The organism is Microbacterium proteolyticum, assembly GCF_014192415.1.
GTDB lineage: Bacteria > Actinomycetota > Actinomycetes > Actinomycetales > Microbacteriaceae > Microbacterium > Microbacterium proteolyticum.
The window spans coordinates 1,723,332-1,738,186 of sequence record NZ_JACHXY010000001.1 but is presented as its reverse complement, the minus strand read 5'-3'; the positions used below and the strand labels follow the sequence as shown (position 1 = coordinate 1,738,186).

13 protein-coding genes are annotated in these 14,855 nt (G+C 71.9%); 4 read left to right on the top strand and 9 right to left on the bottom strand.

The features are described 5' to 3' along the window. Position 1 precedes the first annotated feature (1 nt). A complete protein-coding gene (cofE, locus tag FHS07_RS07960) occupies positions 2-754 on the top strand; it encodes a coenzyme F420-0:L-glutamate ligase (RefSeq protein ID WP_183419289.1) in 753 nt (250 codons plus the stop codon). A 57-nt stretch (positions 755-811) separates the two neighbouring features. Here cofE and FHS07_RS07955 read toward each other — a convergent pair whose 3' ends face one another. From FHS07_RS07955 to FHS07_RS07945, 3 genes are read right to left on the bottom strand one after another with little or no spacing between them, the layout of a single operon-like run. After that, the gene (locus FHS07_RS07955) at positions 812-1,420 is read right to left on the bottom strand and encodes a CbiQ family ECF transporter T component (RefSeq protein WP_183419288.1); all 609 of its coding nucleotides are present in this window, start codon (positions 1,418-1,420) and stop codon (positions 812-814) included. Continuing rightward, entirely contained in the window at positions 1,414-2,094 is a 681-nt protein-coding gene (locus tag FHS07_RS07950) for an ATP-binding cassette domain-containing protein (RefSeq protein WP_183419287.1), read from the bottom strand. The genes FHS07_RS07955 and FHS07_RS07950 overlap by 7 nt, the downstream gene beginning before the upstream one ends. Next, positions 2,091-2,696, bottom strand: coding sequence for a biotin transporter BioY (locus FHS07_RS07945; RefSeq protein WP_183419286.1), 606 nt, complete (start codon positions 2,694-2,696; stop codon positions 2,091-2,093). The genes FHS07_RS07950 and FHS07_RS07945 overlap by 4 nt, the downstream gene beginning before the upstream one ends. Before the next feature lie 53 nt (positions 2,697-2,749). Here FHS07_RS07945 and FHS07_RS07940 point away from each other — a divergent pair, with 53 nt between their 5' ends. Continuing rightward, complete coding sequence (locus FHS07_RS07940) at positions 2,750-3,388, top strand: TetR/AcrR family transcriptional regulator C-terminal domain-containing protein (RefSeq protein WP_183419285.1); 639 nt, start codon at positions 2,750-2,752, stop codon at positions 3,386-3,388. A gap of 146 nt (positions 3,389-3,534) precedes the next feature. Here FHS07_RS07940 and FHS07_RS07935 read toward each other — a convergent pair whose 3' ends face one another. The 3 genes from FHS07_RS07935 to FHS07_RS07925 form a co-directional block, all read right to left on the bottom strand. Next, complete coding sequence (locus FHS07_RS07935) at positions 3,535-5,151, bottom strand: cytochrome b/b6 domain-containing protein (protein ID WP_343054642.1); 1,617 nt, start codon at positions 5,149-5,151, stop codon at positions 3,535-3,537. A 99-nt stretch (positions 5,152-5,250) separates the two neighbouring features. Beyond that, positions 5,251-6,216, bottom strand: coding sequence for an electron transfer flavoprotein subunit alpha/FixB family protein (locus FHS07_RS07930; protein ID WP_183419283.1), 966 nt, complete (start codon positions 6,214-6,216; stop codon positions 5,251-5,253). Continuing rightward, the gene (locus FHS07_RS07925; RefSeq protein ID WP_183419282.1) at positions 6,216-6,992 is read right to left on the bottom strand and encodes an electron transfer flavoprotein subunit beta/FixA family protein; all 777 of its coding nucleotides are present in this window, start codon (positions 6,990-6,992) and stop codon (positions 6,216-6,218) included. The genes FHS07_RS07930 and FHS07_RS07925 overlap by 1 nt, the downstream gene beginning before the upstream one ends. Positions 6,993-7,193: 201 nt before the next feature. Here FHS07_RS07925 and FHS07_RS07920 point away from each other — a divergent pair, with 201 nt between their 5' ends. After that, positions 7,194-7,721: a MarR family winged helix-turn-helix transcriptional regulator gene (locus tag FHS07_RS07920; protein ID WP_183419281.1), complete on the top strand. Its 528-nt coding sequence runs from the start codon at positions 7,194-7,196 to the stop codon at positions 7,719-7,721. A gap of 91 nt (positions 7,722-7,812) precedes the next feature. On the opposite strand, the gene FHS07_RS07915 is transcribed toward FHS07_RS07920, so the two are convergent. From FHS07_RS07915 to FHS07_RS07905, 3 genes are all read right to left on the bottom strand, one after another. Then, the gene (locus FHS07_RS07915; protein ID WP_183419453.1) at positions 7,813-8,601 is read right to left on the bottom strand and encodes an enoyl-CoA hydratase-related protein; all 789 of its coding nucleotides are present in this window, start codon (positions 8,599-8,601) and stop codon (positions 7,813-7,815) included. A 288-nt stretch (positions 8,602-8,889) separates the two neighbouring features. After that, entirely contained in the window at positions 8,890-10,068 is a 1,179-nt protein-coding gene (locus FHS07_RS07910; RefSeq protein ID WP_183419280.1) for an acyl-CoA dehydrogenase family protein, read from the bottom strand. 209 nt (positions 10,069-10,277) lie between these two features. Continuing rightward, positions 10,278-11,015, bottom strand: coding sequence for a VIT1/CCC1 transporter family protein (locus tag FHS07_RS07905; protein ID WP_183419279.1), 738 nt, complete (start codon positions 11,013-11,015; stop codon positions 10,278-10,280). A gap of 181 nt (positions 11,016-11,196) precedes the next feature. On the opposite strand from FHS07_RS07905, the gene FHS07_RS07900 reads away from it, so the two are divergent. Then, the gene (locus tag FHS07_RS07900) at positions 11,197-14,670 is read left to right on the top strand and encodes a choice-of-anchor I family protein (protein ID WP_183419278.1); all 3,474 of its coding nucleotides are present in this window, start codon (positions 11,197-11,199) and stop codon (positions 14,668-14,670) included. Positions 14,671-14,855: the final 185 nt, after the last annotated feature.

The window sequence follows — 14,855 nt, the reverse complement described above, 5'->3', positions numbered from 1 at the left end:
CGTGCTGCAGGTCTGGGCCCTCGACGGCATCCGTGAGATCACCCCGGGAGACGATCTCGTCGGGGTGATCCTCGGTGCCCTGGCCGCCCCCCTGCAGGACGGCGACATCGTCGTCGTCACGAGCAAGATCGTGTCGAAGGCCGAGGGTCGGATCATCCACGCCGCGGACCGCGAAGACGCGATCACGCGAGAGACCGTGCGCCTCGTGGCATCCCGCACCTCCCCCACCGGACACGTCACGCGCATCGTCGAGAACCCCCTCGGCATCGTCTCGGCCGCCGCCGGCGTCGATGCCAGCAACACTCCCGAGGGCACCGTGCTGCTGTTGCCCGTCGATCCCGACGCGTCGGCCCGGCGCCTGGCGGAGGGTCTCCGCACGGTCGCCCGTGTCGGCGTGATCATCACCGACACGCTCGGCCGCGCCTGGCGCGAGGGTCAGACCGACCACGCCATCGGGGCCGCCGGCATCCACGTCTTCGAAGACCTCCGCGGCACGACGGATGCCGAGGGCCGCCCCCTCGTGGTGACCCTGCCGTGCGTGGCCGACGAGATCGCCGCCGCCACCGACCTCGTCAAGGGCAAGGCCTCGCGTCGCCCCGTCGCGGTCGTGCGCGGACGCGGCGACCTGGTGGGAGGCCTCGACCTCCCCGGGGCACGATCGATCGTGCGCGACCCCGCCCGCGACATGTTCCGCCAGGGCGCCGACGAGGCGTACGCGGACGGATTCGCAGCGGGGCACGCGGCGCGCGACTGACGTGCCATGCCGCTCAGGCGACGTGGGTTCTTCCGAAGAGAGCCTCCTGGATGCGGGTCATCGGATGCCGCGGGCGGCGAGGGCATCTCCGAGATCGTCGGCGTGACGCAGGGCGAGGATGAGCAGCGGCAACGCGCCGCGCGCGAGGGAGGGACGGAGGCCCCGCGCACGCTGGGCGTCGCGCACCTCGGCGGTCAGGCGCGCGAGCACGGGAATCGTCGTGAGTGAGATCGTCAGCAGCAGAGCGGCGCGCTCGGCGTCGACGCCGATCCGGCGAAGGGGTCGCAGCCCCCGCTCGATCGCATCGAGCACGGCCCCGACGGGAGTCGTCAACGGTACGAGCCCGGCCACGACCAACGTCGCAGCGACCCGTGCGGTGTTGGCTGCGGCGGCCTCGGGCCCGAGGAAGAGCAGCTGCCCTCCCGCGGTGACGAAGACGATCCAGCGCACCGCCCACGCCTGTCGGGCGAGCATCCGAATCCCCATCGGCACCCCCATGCCGCTGCCGGCATACAGCCCGCATGCCACCCCGACGGCGACGGGCACACTCCCCCAGGCGGACGGCAATGCCGCGAGCGCCACCGCCACGAACGCGATCCCCGCGAGCTGGGGACCCGCCGGCATCCGGTGCATCCACCCCTCACCGGGGCGGTACAGGCTCAACACGCCACGGCCGCAGCGTAGCCGTCGACGACCTCGTCGGAGGGTCCGGATGCCACGACCCGCCCCTCGGCGAAGAGCACGGCCCGTTCGCAGCGGCGCGCCAGGGCGAGGTCGTGGGTGACGACGAGCAGCGCGTGTCCGGCGTCGGCGAGCAGGTGGTCGGCGACGAGGCGGGCGTTGCGGGCATCGAGGAAGGCGGTGGGTTCATCGGCGACGACCAGGTGCGGCGCGCGGACGAAGGCGCCGCACAGGGCGAGGAGCTGCTTCTGTCCACCCGAGAGATCGTGCGAGGGACGGTCGGCGAGGTCGGCGAGCCCGAAACGTCCGAGCGCGGCGGCGACCCGGCGATCGCGCACCCCGCGCGGCAGGCTCTCCGCCCTCAGCGACAGCGCGACGTCGTCGGCGACGGTCGGCATGACGATCTGCGCGTCGGGGTTGCTCAGCACGAGCGCGACGCGGCGGCGGAGCTCAGCAGCATCCCGCTGCGGGTCGAGTCCGAGCACCCGCAGGTCGCCTGCCGAGGGGCGGACGAGGCCGGCGACGAGTCGGGCGAAGGTCGATTTGCCCGATCCGTTGTCGCCGATGACCGCGACCGTCCGCGCGTCGAGGTCGAGGGTCAGGCCCCGGAGCACCTCGCGCTGGCCGAGGCGCACACCGATGCCCGCGCAGCGGATCACGCGTCGACCGCGACCTCGGCCGGTCGCCGTCCGGTGACCGGCGCGTACCACTCGCGGCGGAAGCCCCGCGGGTACGCCCTGACCAGCGTCGTCACGACGATCGTGGCGACCGCCGCCTTCAGCAGATCACCGGGCACGAAGACGAGGCTGGTGAGGGCGGTCTCGGCAAGCGGGAGACGTGTGACGAGACTCTGGACCGGGATGCCGAGGGCGTAGATCGCGCCGATCCCCCCGGCGAGCATCGCCAGCGCGGTGCGCCAGACAACGGGGCGACGTCCGCCCGCGTGCACGATCAGCCCGATGACGATCGCGCCGAGGATCCAGCCGAGGGCGTAACCCGCCGTGGGGCCGAAGAAGACGGCGATGCCCCCTCGTCCGCCGGCCAGGACCGGCAGTCCCATCGCCGCCAGGGCCAGGAGGACGGTGACCGACAGGGCACCGAACCAGGGGCCGAGGATCGCGCCGGCGAGCATCACTCCGAGGGTCTGCGCCGTGATCGGCACCCCTCCGAACACCGGGAAACTGCCGGGGAGCCCGAGTACCGCGATGAGCGCGGCGAAGACGGCGATGCGGGCGAGGTCGGTGGCGTCGGGTGTGCGCATGATGATCCTTCCTGAACATTGTTCACTTGAACGGCGTTCACTATACTCACACCATGGCTCCCCGCGGACACTCCGCCGACGACGTGGCGCGCACAGCGTTGCGGATCCTCGACGATCACGGCCTCCCCGACCTCACGATGCGGCGCCTCGCGACCGCCCTCGAGGTGCAGCCCAGCGCGCTGTACTGGCACTACCCCAACAAGCAGACCCTGCTCGCCGAGCTGTCCGACCGGATCGTGCAGCGCATGGCATCCGACACGGGGACCGACCTCCGCACCGAGGCCCACGCCCTCCGGGATGCGCTCCTCACCTACCGCGACGGCGCGGAGGTGGTGTCGAGCACCCTGGCGCTCGGCCTCGGCGCACCGCTCGCGCACGACCGACTGACGGCCGCGGTCGTGGCCGACGGGTTCGACGTCGAGACCGCCAGCCGCGCCGCGACGACGGTGCTGCACTACGTGCTCGGCTTCGCCTGGCACGAGCAACAGCGCGTGCAGTACGACAGCGTCGGAGTGCGCGGCGGCGGTGCCGGTACGGCGGACGCTGGGCCGGTGGGCGACACCAGCGCGGGTGAGACGGGCGCGGGAGATGCCGACGCGGTCGGGGACGACCCCGTGGGTCTCGCGACCGACGACTTCGCCTTCGGCCTCGACCTCATCGCGGCGGGCCTGCGGGCGCGCGGTCGGGTCTGACCGATGATCCCTCGCCGAGATCACACCATCCGCTCGAGATGACACGCGACTCGACGGGAGATCGGGTCATCTCGCGCGGTCAACCCGGCGCGACGGCACCGGCATCCGATGCGCTCCGGGAGGGGGCGGCGGACCTGCGGGGCGGGTCAGCGCTGCTTGACCTCGCCGAAGAGGCGGGCGATCGGCACGAGCACCGCGGGACGCGCCGCACCCCAGCCGACGGCCATCACCAGCAGGGATGCCGCGAAGATCAACAGACCCGTCGGGTCACTGCTGAAGGCGGCCGGGTCGACCGAGCCGCGGGCGGCGTACATGTGGTTGAGGTTGCGCAGGGCGCCGGTGGCCAGCACGAGCGCGACGTGGATCACGATGAACACGACGAAGAACAACATGACGGGGAAGTGCACCTTCCGCGCCCACTCGACCGGGTAGAGCCGGTTGAGCCTCTCGGCATCCTTGGGCCACACGCCCGACAGCCGCACGCCGCTCACGATGGCGAGAGGGGCGGCGAGGAAGGTGATCGCGAAGTACGACAGCTGCTGCAAGCTGTTGTAGTTCACCCACCCGTTCTCGGTGGGCCAGTCGAGAGAGACGTACTGCAGTGCCGCCGACAGTGCGTGGGGGAAGACCTCCCACGAGGTCGGCACGATCCGCATCCATTGCCCCGTGACGAAGAGCAGCACGACGAAGACGACGCCGTTCGCGATCCACAGGATGTCGATGGCCTGATGGAACCACAGCGTCAGGCTGATACGTCGACGCTTGTTCTTCCGCGGCGACCAGAAGGCCGCGGGGCGCTTCTCGTTCCGCACCTGCCAGCCCGTGCGGATGATGAACAGCAGGAAGAAACTGTTGAGGAAGTGCGACCAGTTGAGCCACGCGGGGATGCCGACCGGCGCGGACTCGGGCAGGTGGTACTCGCCCGGGTAGGCGGCGAGGAACTCCTGACCCGGTCCGAGGGCGAGGAGGAACCGCGCGACCAGTACCGTGATGCCCGCGAGAGCGAGGGCGAAGACGCCGAGCACCGCGGTCGAGCCGAGCCACTGCAACGGCGTGTAGGGGCCGATGCGTTTCGCGTCCGTCCTCGCGGGCCGCTCGGCGGAGGCCGCGGCCCCCGGCCAGACGGTCCGCCGCACGGTCAGCGGCGCGCGCGGGGCGGTGGGCACGTGATGAGACGGCGGGTCGGACGGTTCGGCGTCGATCTGCACGGTCGGGGGCGCCTCCGGCGAGGGTGTCGATGCCACGGGCCGAGGATCCGCCGAGGACGATTCGGGGCCGGAGGCCGCGGCCCCCGATGTCGGCTCGTCGGCGATCGGCGACGAGCCGGATGCCACGGCCTCGGGCTTCGGAGCGTCGGCGGCCGCACCCGGGCGGGGCGAACCGGCACCGGACTCGGGCGCGGGCGGCCAGGGCTCCCCGCCGGGAACCCGCGGCAGACCGCGGCGAACCGTCGTCACGCCCCGTGCGCCGACGGCATCCGGGTCTTCCGCGTCATCGGGCTCCGAACCCGCGGCGGAGCGGGGCGAGAGGTCACGGTCGGCGTCGGTCGGCGACACAGCCGCGGATGCCAGGGCCGACGACCCCTCACCCGCAGGGGACGCCGCCATCGGTCGGGATTCGGCGACGTCGCTCGCACGCGTCGCACCCGGCACCGTCTGCACGGCTCCCGCGAGATCGCCCGCACGCGTCGCCCCCGGGCCCGCCGTCGCGTCGGACCCCTCGGGCACGTCGGACCCCTCGGGCGCGCCGGACCCCTCGGGCACGCCGGACCCCTCGGGCGCGCCGGAGACCGCGGGCGGCCAGGGCTCCCCGCCGGGGACGCGCGGCAGCCCGCGACGCGGGGTGCGTGGTGTGGACGCCATCTACTTCTTGTGGGCCTCGAGCGCGCTGATGAGTTGCGGGACGACGGTGAACAGATCTCCGACGATACCGAAATCGGCGATGTCGAAGATCGGCGCGTCGGAATTCTTGTCGATTGCGACGATCGTGCCCGCCGTCTGCATCCCCGCGCGGTGCTGGATCGCCCCCGAGATACCGAGCGCGATGTACAGGCGCGGCGACACCGATACTCCGGTCTGACCCACCTGTGCGCTCGCGGGGACGTAGCCGGCATCGACCGCGGCACGCGAGGCGCCCACCGCCGCGCCGAGCGCGTCGGCGAGACGTTCGACGAGGGCGAAGTCCTCGCGCGAGCCGATGCCCCGCCCGCCCGCGACCACCGCTTTGGCCCCGCGGAGTTCCGGGCGTGACGAGGGCGCGGCGGTCTCGGCGAAGCCGTCGACGCGGGCGGCGCGGACCCCGGATGCCGCCACCTCGAGCTCCTCGCCGACGACCGGCTGCGCGTCGAGACGGACGTCGACGGCTCCCGGCCGCAGTGTGGCCAGCAGCGGACCGAAGGTGGGCGCACCGTCGACGGCGAACGCACCGCCGAGGACCGAGTGATGCGCCACGATGCCGATCTCATCTCGATCGACTCCGACGACGTCGACGGCCACGGGCAGCCGGCGACGCGCGGCGAGTCGGGCCAACGCATCGCGCGATTCGACGGCGTTCGATGCCAGCACGAGGTCGGGGCGCTCACGGTCGACGGCCGCGGCGAGCGCGTCGACGACCGGGACCGTCAGGACGTCGGGCGCCGTCGCCGCCGTCAGGACACGGACGGCGCCCAGACCGGCCGCTTCGGCCGCAGCCCCGGCGAGGGCGTCGTGGGCGGCGACGACGAGGGCGACCGGGTCGCCCACCCGCGCAGCGGCGGCCAGCAGGCCCGGCGCCGACGCCGCGAGCGCGCCGCTCGGAAGCACCTCGAGCAGAACCAGTGCGACGGCCATCACGCGACCCCCTCGGCCACGAGGAACGCGGCGAGCTTCTCTCCGGCATCGCCCTCGTCGACGATCTTCGTGCCGGCCGTCCGCGGGGGCCGCTCGGCGACGGAGAGCATGATGTAGCGCGCGGTCCCCGGGTCGTCGGGCTCGAGGCTGAGAGAGGCGGCATCCACGGTCTCGTACGGCTTCTTCTTCGCGGCCATGATGCCCTTGAAGGTGGTGAAGCGCCCCTCGGGCAGCGCCTCGGTGATCGAGACCACCGCGGGGAGCTCGGCCGAGACCCGCATCGTGCCCGCATCGCTCACGCGCTGACCCGACACCGCACCGTCGGACAGCTCGAGGGCCGCGAGCCCGGTCAGCTGCGGCACACCGAGCAGTTCCGCGACCATCGCCGCGATCACGCCTCCGCCTCCGTCGGTCGACAGGTTGCCCGCGACGACGAGGTCGTAATCGGCGCGCCGCACGGCGGCGGCGAGCACCTCGGCGGTCAGCAGCAGGTCGGCCCCGCGCAGCGCGTCGTCGACGATGTGCACGGCCGAGGTCGCACCCATCGCGAGCGCCTTGCGGATCGTCGCCGTGGCCGACGCGGGCGCCATCGACACGACCGTCACCTCGGTGCCCGGGTGCGCGTCGGCGTGGGCGAGAGCGACCTCGACCGCTCGCTCGTCGATCTCGTCGAGCACGGGCGACGACGCGGCGCGGTCGACGAGTCCGGTCTCGAGGTCGAGTCGACGCTCGCCCCACGTGTCGGGCACTTCTTTGATCAGGACCACGATCTTCATCGATGCGTCTCCTTCGTCGGGGGGAGGGATGCCACGGCGGCGGCGCTGCCGCGGGGTTCGGGACGCGATTGCGTCAACAGGCGCAGCCCTCGCCCCGCACTCCCGGCGATTGAGAGGGCCGAGGGGGCCGGACGTCGCATCGAGCCCCACCGCCGGGCGCGGGCGTCGCGCGAGCGGTACCGTGAAGGCGGAGGAGGACCGATGACGCGACGACTGCCGGTCGACCCGATCGCCGAGGCCAAGCGCCAGTGGCTGGCGCACGGGTGGCACGATGCCGCCGACGGCATGACGGTCGTGACCTCGGTGATCCGGGCGCACCAGTTGCTCATGGCATCCATCGACCGGGCGCTCAAGCCGTGCGACCTGTCGTTCTCGCGCTTCGAGATGCTCCGGCTGCTCGCCTTCACCCGCGATGGACGGATGCCGATGGCCAGCGCCATCACGCGATTGCAGGTGCATCCCACCAGCGTCACGAACACCGTCGAGCGTCTGACCCGCGACGGGCTGATCTCGCGCGAACCGCATCCGACCGACGGTCGTGCGGCGCTGCTCGTGCTGAGCGATGCCGGTCGACGCCGGGTCGACGAGGCGACGGAGGCGTTGAACGCGGTGTTCGCCGATCTGGGTCTCGACGACGACGACGCAACCGCACTGGTGCGCATCATCGCGCGCTTCCGCAAGGGGGCCGGCGACTTCGCCGACCCGGCGCCCGTGCCCGACCCGCTCTGACGTCGCAGAGCACCCGCGCCGAACTCGGCGCGCGGCGACCGCCCGCTCCGGGCACGAACGCCCGCCACGAGGTCACGCCGCGCCGCGCCGTTCATCGGTGCGTGAAGGACGGCGGACGCTTCTCGCGGAACGCCGCCATCCCCTCTTTCTGATCGGCGGTGTCGAAGAGGCCGGCGAAGGCCTGCCGTTCGAAACGCACTCCCTCGGCGAGCGTCGACTCCAGGGCCACGTCGAGCGCCGCTTTCGCCGCGTACAGCGCGGGCAGGGGCTTCTCGGCGATCGTGCGCGCGACGGCGTCGGCCTCGTCGAGCAGCTCGGCGGCCGGCACCACGCGCGACACCAACCCCGCGCGCTCGGCTTCGGCGGCGTCGATCATGCGGCCCGTGAGCACGAGCTCGGCGGCTTTGTAGTACCCGAGGGCACGCACGAGTCGCTGAGTGCCGCCCATGCCGGGGATGACGCCCAGCTGCACCTCGGGCTGACCGAACTTCGCCCGGTCGGATGCCAGGATCACGTCGCACATGAGGGCGAGTTCGCACCCGCCACCCAAGGCGTACCCCGACACGGCGGCGATCACGGGCGTGCGCACGGCGGCGAAACGCGCCCACGCGCCGAAGTGGTCGGTGAGCATCATGTCGAGACCCGACTTCTGCTCCATCTCTTTGATGTCGGCGCCGGCGGCGAACGCCTTCTCGCTGCCGGTGACCACGATCGCTCCGACACCCGTGTCGGCGTCGAAGGCCTTGGCGGCGGCGACCACCTCGCGCATCGTCTGCGTGTTGAGGGCGTTCAGCGCCTCGGGGCGGTCGAGCGTGATCCACCCGACGCGACCGCGCTGCTCGACGCGGATGGTCTGGTGCCCGGCATCGTGCTCCGTCATGGTGACTCCCGTCGTCTCATTCATGGGGCGGTGCGGACATTCCCGCCCCCGCATGTTCGCACGCACCCCCGACATCTATCGAGGGGTTTCCCGCCGGCCCGGCAGCGGCCTGGATGGGTTCGGCGCGCCGACGGCGACCCGGACGGGTTCGGGGCGCGATCGGCACCTCGGGGCGCGAAAGACCCGCCCCACACGGCGGAACCCGCCCCAAACCGCCGCGGACTCCGGGGCGAAACCGGCCGCGGACCCGACCCGAAGGGCGACGCCCGCCGGGAGCAGCGCACGCGCTCACGCGGCGAGGACACTCCGGCCGACGATCAACCGCATGATCTCGTTCGTGCCCTCGAGGATCTGGTGCACCCGCAGATCGCGCACGACCTTCTCGATGCCGTAGTCCTGCAGATACCCGTAGCCGCCGTGCAGCTGCAGCGACTCGTTGGCCACGCGGAAGCCGACGTCGGTCGCGAAGCGCTTCGCCATCGCGCAGCGGGTGGCGGTGTCGGGAGTCCCGGCGTCGAGAGCGAGGGCCGCGTCGCGCACGAGCAGCCGTGCGGCCTCGAGATCGGTGGCCATGTCGGCCACGGCGAACACCACCGACTGCTTCTCGGCGAGCGGCTCGCCGAACGTGAAACGTTCGTGCACGTACGCGACCGCGCGATCGAGCGCCCAGCGCGCCCCGCCCAGGGAGCAGGTGGCGATGTTCAGCCGTCCGCCGTTCAGCGCGGTCATGGCGATCGAGAAGCCGCGGCCCTCCCCGCCGAGCAGGTTGTCGGCCGGCACGCGCACCTCGTCGAGGACGACGGCGCGTGTCGGTTGCGCGTTCCAGCCCATCTTCTTCTCGTTCGGCCCGAACGACAGCCCCGCGGCATCGGCGGGCACGAGGAACGCGCTGATCCCGCGTGCCCCCGGTTCGCCCGTCCGCGCCATGACGACGTAGACGGATGCCTCGCCGGCACCCGAGATGAACTGCTTGACGCCGGTGAGCACGTAGGTGTCGCCGTGACGGATGGCGGAGGTGGTGATGGCCGCGGCATCCGATCCCGCGCCCGGTTCGGTCAGGCAGTAGGCGCCGAGATCCTCCATCGCCACGAGACCGGGCAGCCAGCGCTCGCGCTGCGATGCAGTGCCGTAGGCGTCGATCATCCAGGCCACCATGTTGTGGATCGTGATGTAGGCCGTGACGGTGGGGTCGCCGTAGGCGAGCTCCTCGAAGATCGCGACCGCATCGGCTCGTGTCAGCCCGGCGCCGCCGACGTCGTCTTTGACGTAGACGCCGCCGAGGCCCAGCTCCCCCGCGCGACGGAGGACGTCGCGGGGGAAGTGCTTCTCGGCATCCCATTCGAGGGTGTGCGGAGCGAGTTCGGTCGCGGCGAAATCGCGGACGGCGTCGAGGATGGCGGCGCGTTCGTCGGCCGAGAGGGTTCCGGCGGACGGGGCGTCGAGCGCGGGAGCAGGGATGGTGTCCATGCGGCTCTCCTTCGTGAGGGCGACGGCGTCGTCGCGTTCCTTAGATTACCCGGACGTCCTACTAATTAATAGGGGGAGCGAACACTCCTCACGCGACGCGCACCACCGAGAAACGCCCTGCCGTGCAAGAAACACGTCGACAAGGCGTTTCTTCCGCGCGAGAGCGTTTCTCGCGCGACCGGAGCGCGCCTCGCGACCGGAGCCCGGTTCTACGCGGATGCCACGCCGAACAGCGTCCCCACGAGGTAGGTCGCGCCGAGGGCCAGCGCCCCGCCGATCACGGTCCGCAGGATCGCCCGGCCACGCCGCGCGCCGCCGATCCACGCGGCGAGGTAGCCGGTGCCTGCGAGGGCGATCAGCACCGCCGCGAAGGTGAGGGCGACGCGCACCTCGACGGGCGCGAGCAGGATCGTGAGCAGCGGCAGGACCGCTCCGACGGTGAACGCCACGGCGGAGGCCAGCGCCGCCGTCCACGGACTCACCACATCGTCGACGTCGAGATGCAGCTCGACCGTGAGGTGGGCCTTGAGGGCATCGGATGCCGTGAGTTCGGTCGCCACGCGCGTCGCGGTGTCGCGCGAGAGCCCCTGGGCCTCGTACAGGCCCACGAGCTCGGCGAACTCGGCACCCGGGTCTTCCGCGAGTTCGCGGCGCTCCTTCTGGATGAGCGCGTGCTCGCTGTCGCGCTGACTCGACACCGAGATGTACTCCCCCAGCGCCATCGAGATCGCGCCGCCCACCAGAGCGGCGAGGCCGGCCACGAGCACCGGTCCGGTCGCAGTGGTCGCCCCCGCGACGCCGACCACGACCGCCGCGGTCGACACGATGCCGTCGTTGGCACCGAGGACTCCGGCGCGCAGCCCGTTGAGGCGCTGCGACAGCCCCTGACGGTGGGGTTCGTCGGCGTGGGCTCCGGGCGGCGGTCCGCCGGCGGCATCCTGGCTCATGCGACGAGCGTACGACCGCCACGGTCCGCGCGGGCCGCGGGTTTCGCGACGGCGGGGATGCGGGGCCAGCGGGCGCCCCGTTCGCCCCCCGTTCACCGGGGCGTCACGCGATCCAGGCAAAATCCACAAGATCGCGCCGCCCGCGCGGATCGCATCCCCACCCGAATCCGAGGACACAGCCATGCCTTCGACCTTCCTTCGCCGCGCCGCCGCGTTCACCGCGACGACCGCGGCGGTGTGCGCGCTCGCCCTGTCGAGCGCCACCGCGGCATCCGCCGCGATCGTCCCCGAACCTGTTCGCGACGCCCCCGCCGACAGCGCGGTGAGCCTGCGCCCGCTCGGCACGTACGAGACCGGCGTCTTCGACCAATCGGCCGCCGAGATCGTGCACGCCTACAAGAACCGCCTGTTCGTCGTGAACGCGCAGGCCGGCGCCGTCGACGTGCTCGACAACAGCAACCCCGCCGCCCCGACGAAGTTGTACTCGATTGCCGGCACGGGCGTGGCCAACTCCCTCGCCGTCCGCTCTGACGGCCTCGGCGTGATCGCTCTCGAAGACGCCGACAAGACCGCGCCCGGCCGCCTGGTGTTCTTCGACGCGGATGCCGCTCAGCCCACCGTCCTGGGGACGGTCACCGTGGGCGCCCTGCCGGACATGGTGACCATCTCCGACGACGGCACGTTCGCGGTCGTCGCCAACGAGGGCGAGCCCGCCGACGACTTCTCGATCGACCCCGAGGGATCGGTCGGCGTCGTCTCGCTCCCCACCGCGAAGGCCGCTCCGGGCCAGGACGCCGTGCGCACCGCCGGCTTCGCCGCGTTCGAGCAGGGCGGCTCGAAGCCGCTCGATCCCGCCGTCCGCGTCTTCGGACCCGACGTCGCCGCCCCCGACCAGGGCAGCACGCCCCTCGCCGCCAACCGCGTGAGCCGCAACCTCGAGCCGGAGTTCGTCGCCGTCGCCGGAGGCACCGCCTACGTGACGCTGCAGGAGGCCAACGCCCTCGCCGTCGTCGACCTCGCGTCGGCCGCGGTCACCGGCATCCGCCCCCTCGGCTTCAAGGACTACGGCGTCGAGACGCTCGACGCGAGCGACCGCGACCCCGAGGACGCGCCGACCTACGCCCAGAGGAGTCACCCGGGCCTGTTCGGCATGTACATGCCCGATGGCATCCAGGCCTACGAGGCGAACGGCGAAACCTACCTCGTCACCGCCAACGAGGGCGACGGCCGCGAGTGGGGCGACTTCACCGACACCGCCCGCGTGAAGGACCTCGGCGACGACGGCCTCGCGCCGGTCTGCGCCGACAGCCCGCTCGCCGGTTCGCTCGACGATGCCGACCTCGGTCGCCTCAACGTCGCCACCGACATGGGCCTGAATGCCGACGGAACCTGCTACTCGGAGCTGTACACCTTCGGCGGTCGCGGGTTCTCGGTGTGGGACGCCGAGGGCGACCTCGTCTTCGACTCCGGATCGGACTTCGAGCGCATCACACATGACGCCAACCCCGACTTCTTCAACTCGAACCATTCCGAGTCCACCCTCGAGGGCCGCAGCGACGACAAGGGTCCCGAGCCCGAGAACCTCGCCATCGGACAGGTCGACGGGCGCACCTACGCCTTCATCGGTCTGGAGCGCGTGGGCGGCGTGATGACCTACGACATCACCGACCCGTCGAACCCGAACTACGCGGGATACGTCAACAACCGCGACTTCTCGGTCTCGGTGGAGGACGAGCTGACCGATGACGAGGCGGCGAACCGCGAGCTGCTGTCGCAGGCCGGCGACCTCGGTCCGGAAGGCGTGGAGTTCATCCCCGCCGAGAGTTCGCCCACCGGTCGCCCGCTCGTCGCGGTGGGCAACGAGGTCTCGGGTACGACGACGGTCTTCGAGGTCACGAACCCGAACGTGAAGAACATCGACATCCTCACGATCAACGACTTCCACGGCCGCCTGGAGGCGGGCACGCAGGGTGAGGCCGGAGCCGCCGTCATCGCCGGTGCGGTGAAGGCGAAGGAGACCGCGAACCCGAACACGCTGTTCGTCTCGGCCGGTGACAACATCGGTGCGTCGACGTTCACGTCGCTCATCCAGGACGATCTGCCGACCGTCGACACGCTGAAAGCGTCGGGCCTCGACGTCTCGGCCGTGGGCAACCATGAGTTCGACCGCGGCTTCGCCGACCTCACCGACCGTGTGCTCCCCGAGTACGGCGGTGGCGAGTTCGGACTCGGCGCCAACGTGTACAAGAAGGGCACGAAGGAGCCGGAGCTCGACGAGTACGCGATCAAGATCGTCGACGGCGTGCGCGTCGCCTTCATCGGCACCGTCACGCCCGACACCGCGACCATGGTCGACCCCGCCGGTATCGCCGGCCTCGAGTTCGGCGACCAGCTCGACGCCGCGAACCGCGTGGCCGATGAGCTCACGGCCGGCGACCTCGCCGACGTCATCGTGCTGCTCACCCACTCCGGAGCCGCCACGTCCAACGACTGCGCCGCCCTGGCGGCCGATCAGGCCGGCTTCGGCAACCTCGCGACCAACGCCTCGCCCGAGATCGACGCGATCGTGTCGGCGCACACGCACCAGACGTACGCGTGCGACGTCGCTGTAGCCGGCACCGACCGCACCCGCCCGGTGATCCAGGCGTCGGAGTACGGCAAGGCGATGGGTCAACTCTCGCTCGCGTGGAACACCCGCACCGACTCCCTGGCATCCGTTTCGGGCACCACGTTCCCGCTCGCGGGCGCGTTCGCCCCCGACGCGGCCATCGCGGCGCAGGTCGCCGACTACGTCGCGCAGGCCGATGTGATCGGCGCCGAGCCGGTCGGCATGATCAGCGGCGACATCCTTCGCGGGGGTACTCCGACGGGCTCGGACCGCGGCGTCGAGTCGTCGATGGGCAACTGGGTGGCCGACGTCTACCTGTGGGCGACGTCGGAGAACCCCGAGTTCGCCGGAACCCCGGCCCAGATCGCGCTCATGAACCCGGGTGGCCTCCGCGCCGACCTGCTCGAGGGCGAGGACGGCGTGGTCACCTACAAGGAAGCAGCGCTCGTGCAGCCGTTCGCCAACACCCTGGTGACGGTGACGCTGACGGGTGACCAGATCCGCGGCATCCTGAACGAGCAGTGGAAGGCCACGGGCGACCGCCCGAAGCTGCACCTCGGCGTCTCGGACGGCTTCACCTACGAGTACCGGCAGGATGCGGTCAATGCGCGCGCGGGCAGCGTCGTCTCGATGTCGTACCAGGGCGAGCCGATCGCAGCAACCGACACGTTCACGGTCGTGACGAACTCGTTCCTCGCGAACGGCGGAGACGGCTTCGCGACCTTCGCAAAGGGCACCGACCGCACTGACACCGGTCAGGTCGACCTCGACGCGACCCTGGCGTACTTCGAGTCGACCTCCGTGGTCGACCCGGCCCCGCTCGGGCGTGCCGTGCTCACGAACGACCAGACGCCCGCGCCCGTTCAGCCCGGCGACCCCGGCGTGCAGCCCGGTCAGCCGGGCGCTCAGCCCGTCGGCGCCGGGACTCGCCCCGGCAGTGGTCTCGCCGTCACCGGCGCCGAGATGCCGTGGGGCATCGCCCTCGCGGGCGGGTTCCTCGTGGTCGCGGGAGGCCTCGCCGCCGCGATTCGCTGCCGCCGCGTCTGACACCGGCTACAGCAACGGCCCTCACCCCTCGGGGTGGGGGCCGTTGCCGTTCGTCCTCGCCGCGCCCTCACGGACGAGAACCGCGGCGACGCGCCGAGAGCGTGCACCGCCGGGGTGGCCGTGCTGCGCACCACCGCGGACCCGCCGCCGACAGGGCGCACGCCCCGCCCCCGCCGGCGTGTCGC